The sequence below is a fragment of the Alitiscatomonas aceti genome, assembly GCF_025567195.1.
Classification (GTDB): Bacteria; Bacillota; Clostridia; order Lachnospirales; family Lachnospiraceae; genus Alitiscatomonas; species Alitiscatomonas aceti.
Genome location: NZ_JAOQJF010000029.1, coordinates 1,247 through 18,780, shown reverse-complemented (window position 1 = coordinate 18,780; position 17,534 = coordinate 1,247). Strand labels below are relative to the sequence as shown.

Genomic DNA, 17,534 nt, shown 5'->3' with positions numbered 1-17,534 from the left:
AGTATATACCACTATAATTAAAATGTCAAATCCGTTATAGCGAAGAAGAACAACGAATCCACCGGATGGCCGGTGGTATTTTTATACCCATTTTGCAGTTGCGGCGTCGCAACGGGAAAGAGGAGGCGGGAATCATGATTACAGTGTTTTTTGATGAAAAGAACGAGTATGCAAGAGCGGCCGGGCTCTGGCAGTGGGACTATGGGCAGGTTTTAAGGATCCAGGGACTTACACTTCCAACAGCTGTGGAGATTCACTTTTCTTTGACGGAAACAGGTGGGCAGGCGATCACCCGTGTCGGAGTGACCAGGGACGGTGTGACTGAGGTTGTGATTCCGGACAGTATGCTGGAGAATGGACCTGCGGCAGGTTCCCAATATACAATCTATGCGTGGTTATATCTCACAGACTCGACCAGCGGGCAGACGATCCGGCGTATTTCCTTACAGGTGAGAACCAGATCAAAACCAGAACCATTTGATACCCCAGAGGCAGAGGAATTGTTCCGGCGGGCTATTGATACAGTCAATGAGGCCGTTAAAAAGGCTGAGGATATTGGAACTGGGGCGGAAACTGCTGCGGGGGAGGCAAAAACTGCAGCTTCAGAAGCTGGAAAGAGTTTGAAAGCGGTGCAGAGGCTGGCAGACCAGGTACAGCTTGACGCAGATGCAGCAGCACAGGACAAAATAGCTGTGGAAAAGATAGCAGCGCAGGCACAGGAATCAGCCTTTATGGCGGGTCTTTCAGAGCAGTCGGCAAGAACATCGGAAACGGCTGCAAAACAGGCGCAAGCAGGCGCAGAGGCCGCCGAGGATGCGTCCAGACAGCATGCGGAGGCAGCGGAGGAAGACCGGATGGAGGTGTCTGAGGCCAGAAAGGCAGTAGAACAGGCCGTTGCAAATATCGTTGCAGACCGGGAACTGATCCAGCAGAATGCAAAGGATCTGGCGGATGTAAAGAACGAGCTGACGGAAAAAGCCGATGTGATCGTAGAGTCAGCAAATGGGAATGGGTACTGTATGCCAGATTCGGCCGATGAACCACTTAGATCACTGCGAATCCTTGGTAAATCCACACAAAATGGCGACCCCAGCCCGGAATCCCCAGTGCCGATTGTCAACGCGGGAGGCAAAGGGAATATCGGGATAAAGATCGAGGGAAAAAATCTGATTCCAGAGTCAGAAATTAGATTAGATCCTTTTCTCAAAAGAGCTTTTTTAAAAGGGTATCTCTTGAAAGCCGGGGTTACATACACATTAAGCACAAAAGGTATTGTTTCTGGTATATATTTTAATAATGTAGGTGAAACAGAGAAAATTGCTTATGCATATGAAGCTAAATCCGTGACGTATACGCCCAATGTAGATATTCTTACAACATTAAGGGTATGGGATGATGGATCGCACATGTCCGATTTAAAGGATTATTACATCCAACTTGAGGTTGGTGATACGGCTACCGGATATGAGCCTTATAAGACACCTCAGAATCTCACTGTCCAGACTCCCAATGGTCTGCTCGGGATCCCGGTTAAGTCTGGCGGTAATTACACAGATCATGATGGACGGCGGTGGATATGTGATGAGATTGACTATGGCCAAAGCGTTTATATTCGTCGCATCGGCAAAACCGTGGTGGATGGGGAGAATATTAAATTCACGGCATCGGCCGATGAAAACTACTGGAATTTGCCATCGAAAAGTTCGCCTGGCATTATATCGGGCGGAATTATTTCGGCATTTTTTAAAACTGGAATTTTCCCCGCAAACATAACCAACCAATTTATTTTTGTAAAGAAGGAATCAATTAGTAGCCATTTCGCAACGGTGGACGAACTCAATGCTTTTTGTGTCCAGAAAAATACGGAGGGTACACCAGTTGAGTTTTATTACATGGCGAACCCCATCGAAACTCCTTTGTCTCCAGAAGATATCGCCGCATATAAACAGCTCCACACGAATTATCCGACAACCATTATCCTCAACGATGAAAATGCCGACATTGATGTTGCCTATGTGGCTGATACGAAAAATTATATCCAGAAACGCGAAAATATTATGCAGAAACAGCTTTCTGATATCCAGGCGGCATTGATTAGTCAGAAAATTTCTGGGGGGGGTGTTAAGGTAACTGATAGTTTAAAGATGCCTCTTAAGAATCTCCGCCTTTGTGGCCGATCATCGCAAGTCGTTACGACTGGAGCGCAGTTGTTCGATATCGGGAAAGCAACTCCCCACGCCGATTCTTATGGGTTAAAAATATCCATTGATGGACGACAGCGTGTGAAAATAAAAGGAACTGCAGAATCGGAACACTCTACCATTTGTTTTAACATATTGAATTATGATAATTTTGATTTATCTGGTAAGAGCTATAAGATTAAAATATTTAATTTACGAGGAACCCATTCGATTCAGGAAATTTATGGACTTAGAACCAAGAATGAAAAATCCATTGCGGTTGTTATTGACGTTTCGAGTAAGAAGAATGTTGATATAACCTTCCAAATTATGGTCAGCAAAGAGGAGCCAACAAAGTGGGAGCCTTATACCGGAGGCAAGCCAGCTCCGTCTCCAGTGTATCCGCAAAAAATTTCCGATGCGGGAAATGATGGGAATATCGTGGCCAAAATAGAGGGAAAAAATCTGATTGATATAGAATCTGGAATTGTTGCAGGATGGAACATCAATCTTCCAGAGCTTAAATTAATCCCCGGAGAAACGTATTCTTTAACAAATGTAAATGTACCAGTTAATATCGCACTTGTTGAGGAAACTACCAATACCAGATTAACAGCGAACTATATCGCGAGCGGAAGAAAAGATACTTTTATTATGCCTGATATTCCGGATGCTAAAATATTTATTTCTGGAACGAATGCAACGTGGAATAAGGGCGATTTATCTACTGTCAAAATCCAGCTTGAGCTTGGTCCTGCCGCCACAGAATACGAGCCTTACAAACCAGCACAGACCCTCATTGTATCCACTCCAGACGGCTTACCAGGGATTCCGGTCTCTTCTGGCGGTAACTATACGGACGAAAACGGTCAGCAGTGGGTGACAGATGAGGTGGATTTGACAAAGGGTGTATACATAAAGAAAATTGAAAAGATTGCATCTTATAACAATGAGTCGATTAATGGATCGTATATATCTGAAACCGGGGAATTAACTGTTGGGGCAAGAGTCTTGTTTGTGCTTGATACCTCAGTAGAGACTCCGCTCTTACCAGAAACCATTGCAGCATTTAGAAAGCTTTGCATGAATTACCCGGTTACTACAATCACCAACAGCGACAACTGCGGGATGGAAGTCGCTTATACCGCCGATACCAAGGCGTATATTGATGGCAAAATCGCAGAGATCAGCGCAGCTATTGTATCGAAATAGGAGGGGGTGAAACTATGGTTTTTAACTTACATGACTTTGTCATGAAGACTTTAAAAGGAATGAGCGAACAGTATTCTGAATTCCAGGTTAGAGAGTATGCTCTGAACTGGTATTCAAGAGGCATCCTTAAAGACGAGGATATGGTGGAGATTGAGAACTGGTATCCTTCTGCAGCAGGGGAAGAGATTCCTATTATGTAGCACAGCAGACAGAATCAGCACCCAGACTACTGGGTGTTATTTTTATGTCCGGAATGACGTAAAACTACCAGAAAGGAGAAGAGCATGACTCAGGAACAGTTTGAAGCCATTGGCATTGAGAAGAGCCTGGCGAAAAAGGCTGCTGAAGCTTCCAAGAAGGAATTGGAAGGGTATGTATCAAAAAATACATACGACCAGACGGAGCAGCAGCGTAAGCAGTTGGAGACATCGGCCAACGATTATAAAACGCAGCTGGAGGATCTCAAAAAGGCGGCCGGAGATAACGCCGAGCTGGCAAAGAAGATTGAAGATCTCCAGGCTGAGAACAAGAAAAAGGACGAGGATCATCAGAAAGAGATCCAGGATCTGAAGCTGTCCAGCGCGATCCGGATGGCTGTTTCGGCTTCGGCGCAGGACAGCGATCTGGTAGCCGGCCTTCTGGACAGGACCAAGCTGATCCTTGGAGATGATGGGAAGGTGACCGGTCTGGACGAGCAGGTGAAAGCTTTGAAAGAAAGCAAGCCCTTCCTGTTTAAATCCGAGCAGAAGCCCGACGGAAAAAAAGGATTTTTCCCTCTGGGAGGCAAGGAAACTGGAGGAACCGGAGGAGAAGGCGGTCGCATGAGCATGAAAGAGGCAATCGCCGCAAAACTGGGCATGGGCCCGGAAGGGAAAGGAGAATAATATATGGCTGTTACATTGGAAGAGGCAAAAAAGAATGTGCAGGATGATCTTCAGATGGGAGTGATCGACGAGTTCCAGAAATCGAACTGGATCCTGGAGCACATCCCGTTTGATGATGCAGTGTCCCCGACTGGAGGAGGTGCAACACCCAGCTACAGTTATACCAGGCTGAAGACTCAGCCGACGGCTGCTTTCCGCGAGATCAACAAGGAATACAGCCCCTCCGAGGTGACCAAAGAGCGCCATACCGTAGAGATCAAGGTATTTGGTGGATCTTATGAAATCGACCGTGTGATCGCCAGTATGGGCGGTATCGTCAGCGAGGTCGAGTTACAGCAGGCCCAGAAGATCAAGGCGGCGCAGGCACTGTTCAATGATACGTTCATCAACGGTGATTCGGGCCAGGATTCCAAGGCGTTTGATGGGCTTGATAAAGCGCTGACCGGGAGCTCCACAGAGTACAACAAAGAGACGGAGATTGATCTTTCTACTTCGGAGATGATCACTAAAAACTACCAGTATTTTCTGGATATGCTGGATGAATTCCTCGGAGGTCTTGACGGTACTCCGTCCTGTATCATGGGTAACAACAAGCTGATCGCGAAGCTCCGGGCCTGTGCAAGACGCGCAAGCATGTACCAGATCACCAAGGACAACTGGGGAAACCAGGTGGAGAGCTATGGCGGGATCCCGTTTGTGGACATGAAGACAAAACCTGGAACAAACGATGAGGTCGTAAAAATTGGGGAGGACGGTACCACGTCTCTCTATGTGGCCCGTCTTGCGATGGACGGCCTTCATGCGGTATCCTTTGCCGGTGTGGCGCCGGTCCAGACCTGGCTTCCGGATTTTTCTACCGCTGGCGCAGTAAAGAAAGGCGAGGTTGAAATGAATGCCGCGCTTGCCTTAAAAGCATCGAAGGCGGCAGGAGTATTCCGGAAGATCAAAGTAAAATAGGAGGGGTGATTGATAATGAAGATCTACAGTCCGAACAAAGAATATACAGGGATCTCTGCTTCTGTCCCGTTTTGCGGCGGGGTTGGAGAAACCGATGACCCGTATCTGATCCAGTGGTTTAAAAGCCACGGATACCAGGTAGAGGAGGCGGGGAAAGAATCCGCCTCCTCTTTGAAGGAAAAGGATAAAAACGGGGACGGCGGTAAAAAGGCGGGTGAGTAGGATGGCCTATGAGCCGTATTCCACTACGGAGTACTATACCGATGTATATGGAGGCAGCCTGATTCCTGGAGAGAAACTGCTGGGGCTTCTCCGCCAGGCATCCCGCCATGTGGACTCCCTTACGTTCAACCGGATTTTTGGGAGAGGATTTTCCTCTCTTACGCCGTTTCAGCAGGACATAGTCCGGGAGGTGGTCTGCCAGCAGGCTGACTTCGAATACGAGAATGCGGACGAGATCAGCACGATCCTGTCCAGTTACAGCATCAATGGGGTATCGGCCCAGTTTGGCAGCTCCTGGAATGTGTTTACGGAGCATGGAGTGGCCATGAAGCGGGACACTTATGCCCTGCTGTGCCAGACAGGCCTTTGCTGCAGGTTAGTGGGGTGAGATCATGAAATATCCATGTCTGGTGCCGAAACGGCTATGCCGGACGGAAATCCATGTGCATCTGGAAACAGAGGAGATCACAAATCTGGGAATGCCGGCGGGAGTGCGGGATCTGGATCTGAAATGTAATTTCCAGGACAGGGCCAGAACAGTCCTGACGGCCGAAAAGAAACTGGTACAGGCTACGGGAACCGCACTGTTTCCCGGGGATATTGCACCGGATATGCCGTCTTTAAGCGCGGGGACTGTGACGGTTTTTAGCCAGGAGCGGAGGATCATCCAGGGATCGAAGGCCAGGAACCCGGACGGGACGGTCAATTACTGCTGTCTGGAGGTGATGTGATGCGGGTGAAATCTTCCGTTAAGCTGAATATGGCGAGGATCAATGAGCTTACACAGGCGGCGGTGACGGCTTTGGAGAAGACTGGAGAGGCTCTGCATACAGAGGTGGTACAAGCCCAGGTGATGCCATTTGAGACAGGCCATTTGCAGGAGGACGCCACCTTTGTGGATTACAGCGAATCTTCACAGGGAAAGGTATCACTGGTAACAAGCACACCATATGCCCGGAGGCTGTACTACCATCCGGAGTATAATTTCCAGACAGATGAGAATCCATTTGCCGGAGGGGAATGGTATGAACCATGGCTGCCGGGCGGTATCAGCGAGGATTTTGCCAAAGAGGCATTCAAGAAATTTTACAAAAAGGCAGGTGGGGTCTGATGCTGGCATTAAGAGATATCCGGGAATGGGTGGCCGGATTCGGTATATCTGAAGACAGCCATGTATATATAGGAAAACTGGATAACAAAAAGGAGCGATCCATCGGAGTGTACCGGAGAAAAGGCAGCGGCCCTCCGGTAATGGCCCTGGGGGGCGCTCTACAGTCCAGCTACGATGTCCGGCGGATCTCCCTTCTGGTCCACTGGGAGCGGGATCCGGTCCGTTCTGAAGCGGCGGCCATGGAGTTGTTTGAACGGATCCGGAAGGAGTCGGATAAGCCGGACCTTGAGGTGGGTGATACCCGGATCTTCCTGGTATCTTTACAGGTCCCAGAGCCCCAGGATGTAGGAACCGATGAGTCCGGCATATACGAATACGTGATATGGCTGGACCTTTATTATGAAAGAAAGAGAGGAATGGGTTATGAGTGATGCAGCCGGAAGAGTGTATCCGGTACACAATAACAAGTTTAAATTTGGAACAAAAGGCCTGAAAAGTGAAGACCTGGACATGGTCATCCCGAAGGACCTGGAGAATTTTGCCCCGGCTATTGATGGTACGTTAGAGGAATGGTACGCCATGGATGCCGGAGGATGGGCGAAGGCAGCTATGACAGGAAAGAAACTGGGATTTTCCTTTAAGGGGAAGCGCTCAGTCGGAGATCCTGGAAACGATTACATTGCCGGCCTTGCCTGGAAGTTTGGCGAGGACGTGATGACAAAGTTTGAATGGGAAATGGTATCGGGTGCGAAGCTGTCCTGCGAAGTTGTGGTGAACGTGACCACACCGGGCGGCGGAGATACCACAAACATTGATACCCTGGAATTTGAAGTGGTGTGCTACGGAGCCCCGGTATTTACACCGGCGGGGGGAGCGTAGGCTCTGTTGGAATTGATGTATATACAGTATCCGGGGAAACGGATCTGCTTGGAAAGAAGGCATCCGAACTGATGGAAGGAATCACGGTGGAAGGAGATACCGTTACTGGTATGCTGAACTATGTGACGGGGTATACCGGTTTTCATGGTTCTGATCCGGAAGAACAGGAGGGCAATTACCTGGCCCTCTTGTTCCGGGCGGATGGATACCAGCTGTCGGCCTCCCATAGCGGGGGGAAGCATCCGGACAGTCCGGTTCCCCTGGATGGGGACGGGATTTACCTTCTCCGGGTCTCCGAACCCGGTCAGACGATCACTGTACATGCATCCCGGGACAGCTCCCGGCAGATCCGCACACTTAATCTGGCTGTTACATTAAAAGAAAAGGAGTAGAAACAGAATGGCAAAAGTCGTTGATATTACAGAAAAACTGACATTTGATGGAAATCCCAGACTGGGGATCATGGGAAAGGAACTGGAGGTCCGCGCGGATGCTCCCACCATGCTGAAGGTTATGGGACTGATGGGGCAGGAATCTCCTGGTATAGGAGAAATATTGGAGACATACAGTCTCCTTTTTCCGGAGGAATCCAGAAAAACACTGGAGGAGCTGAAACTGGGATTTAAGGATCTGGTCGTCGTGATCCAGGAAGCAGTCAGCCTGATCGCAGGGGAGGAAACTGCACCGGGAGAGCAGTGACCCGTACTACGACCTTTTCGGGGACTGGGATCTGATTGTTTCCAGTTTCCTGTCGCAGTACGGGCTCCGGATCCGGACGAAGGAATTTGAAACAGTCACATGGGACGAGTTCCGGTCCTTGCTGGCCGGGCTCTCCCCGGAAACGCCGTTGGGGAGGATCGTTGCCATACGGTCTGAAACAGATAAAAATGTGATCCATAATTTTACCCGTGATCAGAAGCGCATTTATGATGAGTGGAGGGAGCGGGAGGTGGAGACGATGACCCAGGAGACGTTTGAGAAGCAGATGGCCAGCCTGGAGCTTATGATGGCCCGGTTATGCGGTTAGGAGGCGGTAAGGATTGAAAAGATAGATGTGAAGCGTGAGAAGGTCCGGTGCCCGTTCTGCGGGCATCCGGTAAACGCCATGAGACAGAGAGACGCCTATTGTTCCGGCGTCTTTTTTAAATGCAAGAACAGAGAGTGTAGAAAAGAGTTTGAGTTAAAGATTTAAGACGCTGTGCCGATGTGCCTGTCTTATGAAAAAGGCAGGTGGAGACATATGGCAGCGGATGCATCTATACAGTTTGATATATCGCTGGATTTGGGAAAAATCAAGACAGCGATAGACAGTACATCTCACAAAGTAAAGGCTGATTTTGAAAAAACTTTTTTAAATTCGGCGAAAAAATGCCAGCAATCATGCGATGAGATGGCCGGGGCTTTTGGAAAAATTAACACTTCCACTGATGAAACTCGTCAGAAAATAGAAGCTGTTCTAAATAATAGCGAAAAGAGTGCGAAGTCAAAAGCTTCCTCTATTGCTTGGATTTATCGGAAACAGGGGATGACACAATCTGAAGCCATGAGAAAAGCATGGACGGAGATTGAGCGGAACAGTAAGGTATCTTCAAGGAGGGTAAAAAAGAGCATATGGGGTATTGGGGCACAGGCCCAAGAAACTTCAAGAGAGCTCACAGGGACTTTAGGCCCAGCTCTTAAAAAGGTGGGCCTTACCCTGGCAGCGGCTTTTTCCGTAAAAAAGCTGGTGGATTTTGGGGCCAGGTGCATAGAGCTGGGTTCTGATCTCCAGGAAGTACAGAACGTGGTGGATGTAACATTCCCACGGATGTCAAAGCAGGTGGATACGTTTGCACAGGGTGCGGCGGCATCCTTTGGCCTGTCGGAGACCATGGCGAAGAAGTTTACGGGAACTTTCGGGGCCATGGCAAAGGCGTTCGGCTTTAATGAAAAGGCCGCTTATGAGATGTCCACGGCGCTGACGGGCCTGGCCGGTGATGTGGCATCCTTTTACAATATCAGCCAGGATGAAGCCTATACCAAGCTGAAATCTGTATTTACAGGTGAGACAGAATCCCTAAAGGACCTGGGCGTAGTTATGACCCAGAGCGCTCTGGATTCCTATGCGCTGGCCAATGGTTTTGGTAAGACCACAAAAGCCATGAGCGAGGGCGAAAAGGTTGCGCTGCGGTATAAATTCGTCCAGGATCAGCTGGCCCTGGCATCCGGAGACTTTATCCGGACATCCGATGGATGGGCAAACCAGGTCCGGGTCCTGAAGCTCCAGTTCGATTCGTTAAAGGCTACCATTGGACAGGGACTCATCAACGTACTGACACCGGTTATTAAAGTTATCAATACCATTATCGGGAAACTGATGAGCCTGGCCAATGCATTCAGGGCTTTCACTGAAGCTTTGTTCGGTAATGCAGGAGGCGGTAGTGGAGCGACCGCCATGTCTGATGCCATGAATAATGCCGCCAGTGCTTCTGGAGTAGCTGCCGGTAATGCCAAAAAACTGGCAGGAGCATCTGAAAAAGCCAAGAAAAATATGGGTTCAACGGGGATTGATGAGCTGAATATCATATCCGGGCCAGTTTCCTCTGGAGAAGCTGGCGAGAATGCGACTGGCGGAGTGGGGGGCATTCCTGGATTACTTCCAGAGAACATGGCAGTTCCCCCCATTGATACGTCTGCGGTAGAAGCGGCTGCACAACGGATTAAGGATTCGGTCAATCGGCTCAGACAGTTCCTTTCAGATAACAAGAATGCAATCCTGTCCATTGCTGGAGGCTTGGCCTCTGGTATTTTGTCTTATTTTGCAATAACCAGATGGGATGCTATTAAAAATGCGATCGTAGGCACATTTGGAACACTCAAGACCGGAATTATGGCTGCGGTTTCTGGTCTGTCTCTTCCAGCTGCGGGGGCTGCGGCCGCCATTGGTCTGATTGTCGCCGGGATTATTGATCTTTGGAATACATCAGATCAATTTAGGGATGCGGTTAAGCTTGCATGGGAGCTCATTGCAAACGCTTTTAGGACTTCTTGGTCATTTATATGGAATGAGGGACTTAAGCCCTTAGGAGAGGCCCTGGCAGAACTGGGGAGTACCCTGTACACATTTTATGAGGCCAGTGGTTTAAAGCGACTTTTTGAGATTGTCATGACAGCGCTCGTAACAGTGGCCGGAGCACTTACTTCGATCTTAATCGGCGCGATATCCGGTGCCTTGACTGTGATTTTAAAAGCGGTGACCGCTCTTATCCATGCAGTCACATGGATTGTAGAAAAGATTCTGTGGCTTAAGGATAACTGGGTAGAGGTTTGGAGAGGGATTGCAGACTTCTTCTCACGGACTGGACAGGCAATCTGCGATACCGGGCGACAGATGATGCGGAGGATTGCGGAATCGATCTCGTCCAAACTGGATACGATACAGGCCGCATGGAATAGAATCTGGGAAAATATCCATACGTTTGCGGGAAATATCTGGGACAGTATTAGCAGTCTGGCAGTTACGATTTTTACGACGATCCGAAATGAGCTTTCTGATATATGGTCAGCGATCAGAGGGACTGTGGAAACGGTCTGGAATGGGATTCGGTCATTCTTTACATCTACATGGACCGGGATCAAGACAACTGTTAGTACCATAACGGACGGGATATACATGAAAATCCAGACCGTTATGAGTGCCGTGAAAAACCAGTGGACCCTTATCTGGAATGCGATCCACGCCTTCACGGACACCCTGTGGAATGCTATAAAAAATCTGGCTGAAGCTGTCTTTACAGCGATCCAGTCAAAGATTTCTGCGGTATGGGCCGTAATCCGTAATACTACGGAGACGATCTGGAATGGGATCCGGTCATTCTTTACATCCACATGGACCGGGATCAAGGACACAGTCAGCAGTCTGGCAGACGGGATCCGCGATAAGATCCAGATGGTCATGGATGCAGTGAAGTCGGGAATCCAGACTGCCCTGGACAGCATTCGGGAGAAGTGGAGCAGTGTCTGGAATGGCCTTAAAGAGACCACAATTTCTGTTTTCGACGGAATGAAGGACGGAATCAGGGGCGGGATCAACGGCATTCTCAAGGGAGTCGAGACCATGGCCAATGGCGTCATAAAGGGACTGAACCGGATGATCGATGCCCTCAATAATCTGAGCTTTGATATTCCGGACTGGGTGCCGGGCCTTGGAGGAGAAAGCTTCGGGCTGGATATTCCGACTCTTCGTGAGATCCAGATTCCCAGGCTGGCCAAAGGCGGCTTTGTGCGGGCCAATACCCCACAGCTGGCCATGATCGGCGACAACCGGCATTACGGGGAGATCGTAGCACCGGAAGACCGGATGCAGGAGATGGTAAACCGGGCAGCGCTTATGGCCTCCCAGGCCAACAGCGGTATGAGCGACCAGTATCTGGCCCTCATGGTGGAGCTTCTGAAGCAGATCATCGAACTGATTGAGGCCATGGACCTGACGGTGAATATTGACATCCGGGAAATCAAGAAAAAGCTGACAGACCTTGATAAACGTACAGGATTCCGGCTGCGGACAACATAGGGAGGTGAAAGTGTGTGGCTGTAATAACGATCAACGGAAAGGAATTTCCGGCCCCGGACCTGGGAGCGAATCTGGTTGTTGCCACGAATGTATCGGATGGAAAAAACGCCCTGGGTGAGTTTGTGGGTCAGAAGGTGGGCCGGGACCAGTACAAGTTCGACAGCCTCCAGTGGAAACTTCTGGATGCCGCCACATGGGCGGCCATTCTCCAGGAGTTTGACCGTTTTGTGGTATCGGCCAGGATCCCGGATATGGTACATAACTGTTTTATGACCATCCGGATGTATCCGGGAAACCGGACGGCAACTCCGGTGGCATTTGACAGTGATGGCCTCCCGGTCCTGTACCGGGACTGTAAGGTAAATCTTATTGACTGCGGGGTGATGGAATAATGCAGACGGCAAGCCAGGCGTATAAGGCAGAAATGAAAAAGCAGCTCCGGGACAGATCGTATATCCGGGTAACGATCGGGCTGATCAACCAGGAGGCCCAGGCCTCCGCCAGTGTGCCGTACCCGGAACGGTATACCTATTACAGCAATCTGGGGATGCCGCTCAATAATTACCAGGTGGAGGAACTGTATGCGGCCTGTGACCAGGATTACAGCCAGGTGGACGGCAGCATGTATTTCCTCCCCAGAAGGGCGGAGGACGTAGTTTTAAACCAGGGGATCGTTTCAGAGTCGCTTCTGGGACCCGTCGAACTCCGTTTTCCTCTGCCATATGACATCCGTGGGCTGACCATTGAGTTTGGGAAGGCCTGGCCTGTGAATTTCAGGATCGAATCAGACCAGAGCACTGTGGAGGTAAAGGGGAACGCCTTCGGACATTTTGTCACGGAGGAGATTTTCGATAACACCACCTGGCTGCGGATCGTACCGGAAACCATGGTCAATGGCCAGGGGCGGCTCCGGATCCACCAGATCACCATGGGAATCGGAATTTATTTTGATAACCACAAGATCCTGTCGGCCACCAAAAAGGAGCATGTGAGCCCGATCATGGAAGAGCTGCCCACTCTGGATTTTGACCTCACAGTGAATAATAAAGACCGGACTTTTGATATTGAAAATGAGGATTCGGCGGTTAATTTCCTGGAGATCGGCCAGGAGATCCGGGTTCTGTATGGCCAGGAGCTGGAGAATGGGGATACAGAATGGATCCCCGGGGCAACGGTCTACCTGCGGGAATGGTCAGCGGATGACGAGCGGATGAGCTTTTCGGCATCGGACCGGTTTGAGGACCTGGACGGAACGTATTACCAGGGGACCTACCGCCCGGAGGGGATTACCCTGTATAACCTGGCGGTCGATGTGCTGGAGGATGCCGGGGTAGACAGCCGGACTTACTGGCTGGATGGATATCTCCGGGACGTGACGGTAAACAATCCGCTTCCTCCGGTTCCGCACAGGGAGGCCCTTCAGATGATCGCCAATGCCGGAAGGTGTATCCTGTACCAGGACCGGAACGGGAAAATCTGTATGAAATCCAGTTTTATTCCGGATATGGAGGCGCGTGCGGGTGCGGAAACCTACTTCAGCAGCGCGGCCAGTGTTCTGGAAAAAACCAGGAAAGAAGCCTATGCCATGACTGGACGGAATTTTACAGATGTGAAACCGGCTCAGTTTTTCCTCCCCCGGGAGGGTGGAGATACCGGCCGGATCCAGAACGGGTATGTATCAGAAGCAGTGGCCGGAGAGGACGGCCGTTTCCAGGAAAATCCCCAGGTGGAAATTGTTCTGGAGGCCAGGTATAAGTGCTTTGGCCTTACTCTGGTTTTCGGCCGGAATCCTCCGGGCGAGGTGGTTTTCAGATCCTATCTCGACGGAGACCTGGCGGAAGAGTATACCGTTTCGGAAATCGACGGGGTTACCGTTATCAGCCATGAATTTCCGGATTTTGACCGTCTGGTCCTGGAGTTTACGAAAGGTACACCGTTTAACCGTGTGGTTCTGGACCAAATAGAGTTCGGAGAGAGCACGGATTATGAGCTGTCCTACGGAACAGAACTGACCAGAACACCCAAAGGGACGCAGCTTGCCAGGGTACGGGAGCTCCAGGTGCTGCGGACGCTTTACAGCCCAAGTGCGGAGGAAAGCAAGGAGCTGACACGGGAGACGGTGGAGATCACTTCGGCGGATAACCGGTATACTTTTTATTTTTCCAATGCTTCTTATGAGTTTTCATGCGCGATTACAGATGCCGGGGCGGGGCAGACGGCCAGAATCGTAGACAGCAGCAGTTATTACGCTACAGTGGAATTTTCCGGGATCTCCGGTTCCTGTGAGGTTGTGATCATGGGGAAAGAATATGCGGTCTCCCAGGCAAAGATCAGCCGTCAGACAGGCTTGCAGGGAAGTCTGGAGGTGTGGGAGAATCCACTGGTTTCCAGCCCCATACATGCGGCAGATCTGGCGGACTGGGTGGGGGATTATCTAAAGGCAGACCGGGAATATGACCTGGAATACCGCGGGGATCCCAGGATCGACACGAATGATCTGGTTTTTCTGGAAAATAAGTATGTGCCCGATCTTCTGGTGCGGGTTTACGACCACACGCTGAAATTCAACGGGGCCCTGGCCGGAACGATCAAAGCGAGGAGGGATATGAGTGGCGTGGCAGCAGCCAAAAACAGACTGGAAAGAAAGTGATTATTTCAACGTGGAAGATTACAACCGGATCAAGGGCAACCTGAACGAACTGCACCGGATGGCCCTGGTATACTGGGAGGAATTTCCATGGGATGAGATGGGAGAGGACAAAACCTGGGAAGACTATGGTTTTTACTCCGATGAGATCAACTGCTTTGAGTCCAATGTGGAACATATCTGCGGGGGGACATATCCTTTTCCAGTGGGGAAAAGAAAGGTGTTTTATGATAACCAGCCGTTCATCGACTGGAAGGAATTAAACCGGGTGGAATCAGCGTGCCTGATGATTTATGAGAATATCAGAAATGTTATAAACGGCCGGAGACGTCTGGCCTTTAAACTGGGAAGGAGGGAAGTACCTTGTTAAAAACAGATTACAGGGATGACATGTTTGCCGGGGCAAGAAAATATGCAATGACAACCAATGATGATAAAACAATCTCGTTGATTGACATGACTGAGTATACACAGGAGGGGGATTTTTTTGGAGCCAATGACATCAATGCATCCAATACGGAAATCAACCGCCTGGGAAATGCCGTGGTGGTCAGCCTTCCGGCGTCCGGATGGAGCGGTTCTCTTCCATACGGACAGACCGTGGCGGTACCGGGGGCAAAGGCTACGGATGTGGTCGGGATTCACCCATATACGCCAAAGGAACTCCCTGCGGCTACAGTGAAGCAGTATAGGAAATTGGCCGGAATGATCACGGACGGGGAGAGCGGAGACGGAACTATGGCCTTTTATTGCGGAGAAAAGAAGCCGGATGCAGACTTCCAGGTCATGCTTACCGGAGTAAGTATCCAGAAAGGAGATATCTAATGGCAAAAGCAGTTATTATGGGAGGCGGAGGTGGCGGAGTATCATCGGACGAGCTGACCGCCGCCAGAGGAGATGTGTTAAAAGGGAAGACTGCAGTTACAAGCGACAGTAACGATGAGCCTGTGGAGGGAACGCTGGATCTGACCGGGGATGCGGCGGATTCCCATGTTCTGACCGGGAAAACCTATTACAATAAGGACCCGAAAACGAGACGGACCGGGACGATGCCAAATCGTGGGGCTGTGGCCCAGGAGCTGGCAGCAGGAGGGAGCTATACAGTTCTGGAAGGGTACCATAACGGCGCGGGAAAGGTAACGGCAAAGAGCCTGGCATCGCAGACGGGAGGAGCCACGGCAGCAGACGGGGATGTCCTGTCCGGCAGGACCTACTGGAAGGACGGCGTGAAACGCACCGGAAGTATGGCCAATCAGGGAGCGAAAACAGCAGCATTAAACGCTGGAGGGAGTTATGCGATTCCGGCAGGCTATCATAACGGATCCGGCCGGGTGACGGCCAACAGCCTGGCGTCGCAGACCTCTGCCAATGCGGCAGCGGGGCATATCCTGTCTGGAAAGACTGCGTGGGTCAATGGAGTGAAGGTCACAGGTACTCTCGCTGTACAATCCGCGATTTCTTTTAGCGTGGCCGCTCTCTCTCATGATAAAATCCGGATCAGCTGGAAAAACCCGGCCAAAGGTCCATGGCAGGGGGTATTCATCCAGATGTCTGCATCTGGAAATCCAGGGACGGGCGGCGGAACGAGAGTATATACCGGGGCTGGAAATAACCCGAACCAGGCTGGGGGGAGCAATTACGTGGATATTGGAGGACTGAGTCCTAATACCACATATTACTTCACTTGTACAAGTTATTGTGATGCGCTTGGTTGGGGAAATAGCTATAACTTGAATGCGAGAACGACGTATGTTTATCTTTACAACCGTGGTAATAATATCGCAGGATTTAAAAAAACGAGTAGCGCTAGTAATACAACATTTGAGTCGGATAGAATTTCGATTAAAAATACAATGCCCCCAATACTGAAATCATCTCTTGAATATGACTTGTCCAAGTACTCTAAATTAAAGATGAGATGTAATGTTACTGGTGGAAGATATAGTTACTATCAATTTCGATCATGGCTAATCGTAAATGGGTCCACTTTTAGACTTGATTCACCTAAAATACTTCAAAAGGGAGATCAAGTAACGGAAACCAATAGGGAAACATCTACTTGGAAATCTACTTGGGAGAAAACGGGACTTATACAAGTAAATGTTGGTAGCTACAATGGTACTGGTGAGTCTTCTGCTTCTGGTACTGTTACTGCTGATATATATGAGATTTGGCTGGAATAAGAACGGAGGTGATACCAATGGATGAGGCTGTAAAAGCGGAGCTTGCCAGACTCCGGGATGAGGACAACCGCCAGAACCATCGGATCGATGACCTGGAGCAGTCCGTAAAGGCAATCCAGGACCTTACGATCTCCGTCCATGCCCTGGCCCAGGACATGCGGCAGATGTTATCAGAACTTAAGGACCAGGGAACGCGGCTGGAGCGGTTTGACGGCCGCCTGGAGGCTCTGGAGCAGCAGCCGGCGAGGAGATGGCAGCGGATGTCGGACAAGGTCCTGGATACGGCCGTGGGGCTCCTGGCCGGTGCTGTGATCACAGGGCTTGCAATGCTGGCCGTGCAGTATATCAGATAATGAAAGGGGAAAAATAGAATGGATTTTAGCGGAATCATGCAGTACATATCGTATCTTTTGGTGGCCATCGGCGTGATGGCCTTTGCGGTGTCTACAATTACCCAGGTGGTCAAATCCTGGCCGGGCTTAGATAAGCTCCCCACGTCAGCGGTGGTGATCGTGCTGTCCCTGGTGCTGTGCCCGGTGACCTTTGTGGCGCTGATGGCGTGGATGGATCGTGAGATCACCTGGTATATGGTCTTTGCGTGTATGATCGGGGCCTTTATCGTGGCACTGGTAGCCATGGACGGATGGGAGCGGATCAAAGAGATCTGGGACCGGACAGGTTACCAGAAAAAGCCCATGGACAAGTCT

At 50.1% G+C, this 17,534-nt stretch carries 21 protein-coding genes; all 21 read left to right on the top strand.

Going from position 1 to position 17,534, the window contains the following annotated elements:
- The first annotated feature begins 134 nt into the window (after positions 1 to 134).
- Positions 135 to 3,392: a hypothetical protein gene (locus tag OCV69_RS12630; protein ID WP_158359508.1), complete on the top strand. Its 3,258-nt coding sequence runs from the start codon at positions 135 to 137 to the stop codon at positions 3,390 to 3,392.
- Between the two features lie 14 nt (positions 3,393 to 3,406).
- The gene (locus tag OCV69_RS12625; protein ID WP_158359507.1) at positions 3,407 to 3,592 is read left to right on the top strand and encodes a hypothetical protein; all 186 of its coding nucleotides are present in this window, start codon (positions 3,407 to 3,409) and stop codon (positions 3,590 to 3,592) included.
- Positions 3,593 to 3,676: 84 nt separating this feature from the next.
- Positions 3,677 to 4,276, top strand: coding sequence for a phage scaffolding protein (locus tag OCV69_RS12620; protein ID WP_158359505.1), 600 nt, complete (start codon positions 3,677 to 3,679; stop codon positions 4,274 to 4,276).
- Positions 4,277 to 4,279: 3 nt separating this feature from the next.
- Positions 4,280 to 5,233 carry a major capsid protein gene (locus tag OCV69_RS12615; RefSeq protein ID WP_158359503.1) on the top strand — a complete coding sequence of 318 codons (954 nt, stop codon included), beginning with the start codon at positions 4,280 to 4,282 and terminating at the stop codon, positions 5,231 to 5,233.
- Between the two features lie 15 nt (positions 5,234 to 5,248).
- A complete protein-coding gene (locus tag OCV69_RS12610) occupies positions 5,249 to 5,455 on the top strand; it encodes a hypothetical protein (RefSeq protein ID WP_158359501.1) in 207 nt (68 codons plus the stop codon).
- A 1-nt stretch (position 5,456) separates the two neighbouring features.
- Positions 5,457 to 5,843, top strand: coding sequence for a head-tail connector protein (locus OCV69_RS12605; protein ID WP_158359500.1), 387 nt, complete (start codon positions 5,457 to 5,459; stop codon positions 5,841 to 5,843).
- 4 nt (positions 5,844 to 5,847) lie between these two features.
- Complete coding sequence (locus OCV69_RS12600; protein WP_158359498.1) at positions 5,848 to 6,186, top strand: hypothetical protein; 339 nt, start codon at positions 5,848 to 5,850, stop codon at positions 6,184 to 6,186.
- On the top strand, positions 6,186 to 6,566 hold the full coding sequence (locus OCV69_RS12595; RefSeq protein ID WP_158359496.1) for a hypothetical protein: 381 nt from the start codon (positions 6,186 to 6,188) through the stop codon (positions 6,564 to 6,566). The genes OCV69_RS12600 and OCV69_RS12595 overlap by 1 nt, the downstream gene beginning before the upstream one ends.
- Positions 6,566 to 6,997: a phage tail terminator protein gene (locus OCV69_RS12590; protein ID WP_158359494.1), complete on the top strand. Its 432-nt coding sequence runs from the start codon at positions 6,566 to 6,568 to the stop codon at positions 6,995 to 6,997. The genes OCV69_RS12595 and OCV69_RS12590 overlap by 1 nt, the downstream gene beginning before the upstream one ends.
- Positions 6,990 to 7,445 carry a phage tail tube protein gene (locus OCV69_RS12585; RefSeq protein WP_158359492.1) on the top strand — a complete coding sequence of 152 codons (456 nt, stop codon included), beginning with the start codon at positions 6,990 to 6,992 and terminating at the stop codon, positions 7,443 to 7,445. Before OCV69_RS12590 ends, OCV69_RS12585 begins: the two co-directional genes overlap by 8 nt.
- Positions 7,446 to 7,516: 71 nt before the next feature.
- Entirely contained in the window at positions 7,517 to 7,837 is a 321-nt protein-coding gene (locus OCV69_RS12580) for a hypothetical protein (protein ID WP_158359490.1), read from the top strand.
- A 7-nt stretch (positions 7,838 to 7,844) separates the two neighbouring features.
- Positions 7,845 to 8,144: a hypothetical protein gene (locus OCV69_RS12575; RefSeq protein ID WP_158359489.1), complete on the top strand. Its 300-nt coding sequence runs from the start codon at positions 7,845 to 7,847 to the stop codon at positions 8,142 to 8,144.
- Positions 8,125 to 8,472: a Gp15 family bacteriophage protein gene (locus OCV69_RS12570; RefSeq protein ID WP_158359487.1), complete on the top strand. Its 348-nt coding sequence runs from the start codon at positions 8,125 to 8,127 to the stop codon at positions 8,470 to 8,472. Before OCV69_RS12575 ends, OCV69_RS12570 begins: the two co-directional genes overlap by 20 nt.
- A gap of 498 nt (positions 8,473 to 8,970) precedes the next feature.
- Positions 8,971 to 11,997, top strand: a complete 3,027-nt coding sequence (locus OCV69_RS12565; RefSeq protein WP_262563129.1) for a phage tail protein — start codon at positions 8,971 to 8,973, stop codon at positions 11,995 to 11,997.
- 14 nt (positions 11,998 to 12,011) lie between these two features.
- Complete coding sequence (locus OCV69_RS12560; RefSeq protein WP_158359485.1) at positions 12,012 to 12,389, top strand: hypothetical protein; 378 nt, start codon at positions 12,012 to 12,014, stop codon at positions 12,387 to 12,389.
- A complete protein-coding gene (locus OCV69_RS12555; protein WP_158359483.1) occupies positions 12,389 to 14,647 on the top strand; it encodes a hypothetical protein in 2,259 nt (752 codons plus the stop codon). The genes OCV69_RS12560 and OCV69_RS12555 overlap by 1 nt, the downstream gene beginning before the upstream one ends.
- A complete protein-coding gene (locus OCV69_RS12550) occupies positions 14,607 to 15,014 on the top strand; it encodes a hypothetical protein (protein ID WP_158359482.1) in 408 nt (135 codons plus the stop codon). Before OCV69_RS12555 ends, OCV69_RS12550 begins: the two co-directional genes overlap by 41 nt.
- On the top strand, positions 15,008 to 15,469 hold the full coding sequence (locus tag OCV69_RS12545; RefSeq protein WP_158359480.1) for a hypothetical protein: 462 nt from the start codon (positions 15,008 to 15,010) through the stop codon (positions 15,467 to 15,469). Before OCV69_RS12550 ends, OCV69_RS12545 begins: the two co-directional genes overlap by 7 nt.
- Entirely contained in the window at positions 15,469 to 16,827 is a 1,359-nt protein-coding gene (locus OCV69_RS12540; RefSeq protein ID WP_158359478.1) for a fibronectin type III domain-containing protein, read from the top strand. Before OCV69_RS12545 ends, OCV69_RS12540 begins: the two co-directional genes overlap by 1 nt.
- A gap of 17 nt (positions 16,828 to 16,844) precedes the next feature.
- Entirely contained in the window at positions 16,845 to 17,180 is a 336-nt protein-coding gene (locus tag OCV69_RS12535; RefSeq protein WP_158356934.1) for a hypothetical protein, read from the top strand.
- 18 nt (positions 17,181 to 17,198) lie between these two features.
- On the top strand, positions 17,199 to 17,534 hold a 336-nt coding region (locus tag OCV69_RS12530), incomplete at its 3' end, for a hypothetical protein (protein WP_158359476.1).

Excerpts from the sequence above, each read along its gene's own strand:
- OCV69_RS12630 (WP_158359508.1), top strand. The coding sequence starts at position 135 with ATGATTACAGTGTTTTTTGATGAAAAGAACGAGTATGCAAGAGCGGCC.
- OCV69_RS12625 (WP_158359507.1), top strand. The coding sequence starts at position 3,407 with ATGGTTTTTAACTTACATGACTTTGTCATGAAGACTTTAAAAGGAATG.
- OCV69_RS12620 (WP_158359505.1), top strand. The coding sequence starts at position 3,677 with ATGACTCAGGAACAGTTTGAAGCCATTGGCATTGAGAAGAGCCTGGCG.
- OCV69_RS12615 (WP_158359503.1), top strand. The coding sequence starts at position 4,280 with ATGGCTGTTACATTGGAAGAGGCAAAAAAGAATGTGCAGGATGATCTT.
- OCV69_RS12610 (WP_158359501.1), top strand. The coding sequence starts at position 5,249 with ATGAAGATCTACAGTCCGAACAAAGAATATACAGGGATCTCTGCTTCT.
- OCV69_RS12605 (WP_158359500.1), top strand. The coding sequence starts at position 5,457 with ATGGCCTATGAGCCGTATTCCACTACGGAGTACTATACCGATGTATAT.
- OCV69_RS12600 (WP_158359498.1), top strand. The coding sequence starts at position 5,848 with ATGAAATATCCATGTCTGGTGCCGAAACGGCTATGCCGGACGGAAATC.
- OCV69_RS12595 (WP_158359496.1), top strand. The coding sequence starts at position 6,186 with ATGCGGGTGAAATCTTCCGTTAAGCTGAATATGGCGAGGATCAATGAG.
- OCV69_RS12590 (WP_158359494.1), top strand. The coding sequence starts at position 6,566 with ATGCTGGCATTAAGAGATATCCGGGAATGGGTGGCCGGATTCGGTATA.
- OCV69_RS12585 (WP_158359492.1), top strand. The coding sequence starts at position 6,990 with ATGAGTGATGCAGCCGGAAGAGTGTATCCGGTACACAATAACAAGTTT.
- OCV69_RS12580 (WP_158359490.1), top strand. The coding sequence starts at position 7,517 with ATGGAAGGAATCACGGTGGAAGGAGATACCGTTACTGGTATGCTGAAC.
- OCV69_RS12575 (WP_158359489.1), top strand. The coding sequence starts at position 7,845 with ATGGCAAAAGTCGTTGATATTACAGAAAAACTGACATTTGATGGAAAT.
- OCV69_RS12565 (WP_262563129.1), top strand. The coding sequence starts at position 8,971 with ATGACACAATCTGAAGCCATGAGAAAAGCATGGACGGAGATTGAGCGG.
- OCV69_RS12555 (WP_158359483.1), top strand. The coding sequence starts at position 12,389 with ATGCAGACGGCAAGCCAGGCGTATAAGGCAGAAATGAAAAAGCAGCTC.
- OCV69_RS12540 (WP_158359478.1), top strand. The coding sequence starts at position 15,469 with ATGGCAAAAGCAGTTATTATGGGAGGCGGAGGTGGCGGAGTATCATCG.
- OCV69_RS12535 (WP_158356934.1), top strand. The coding sequence starts at position 16,845 with ATGGATGAGGCTGTAAAAGCGGAGCTTGCCAGACTCCGGGATGAGGAC.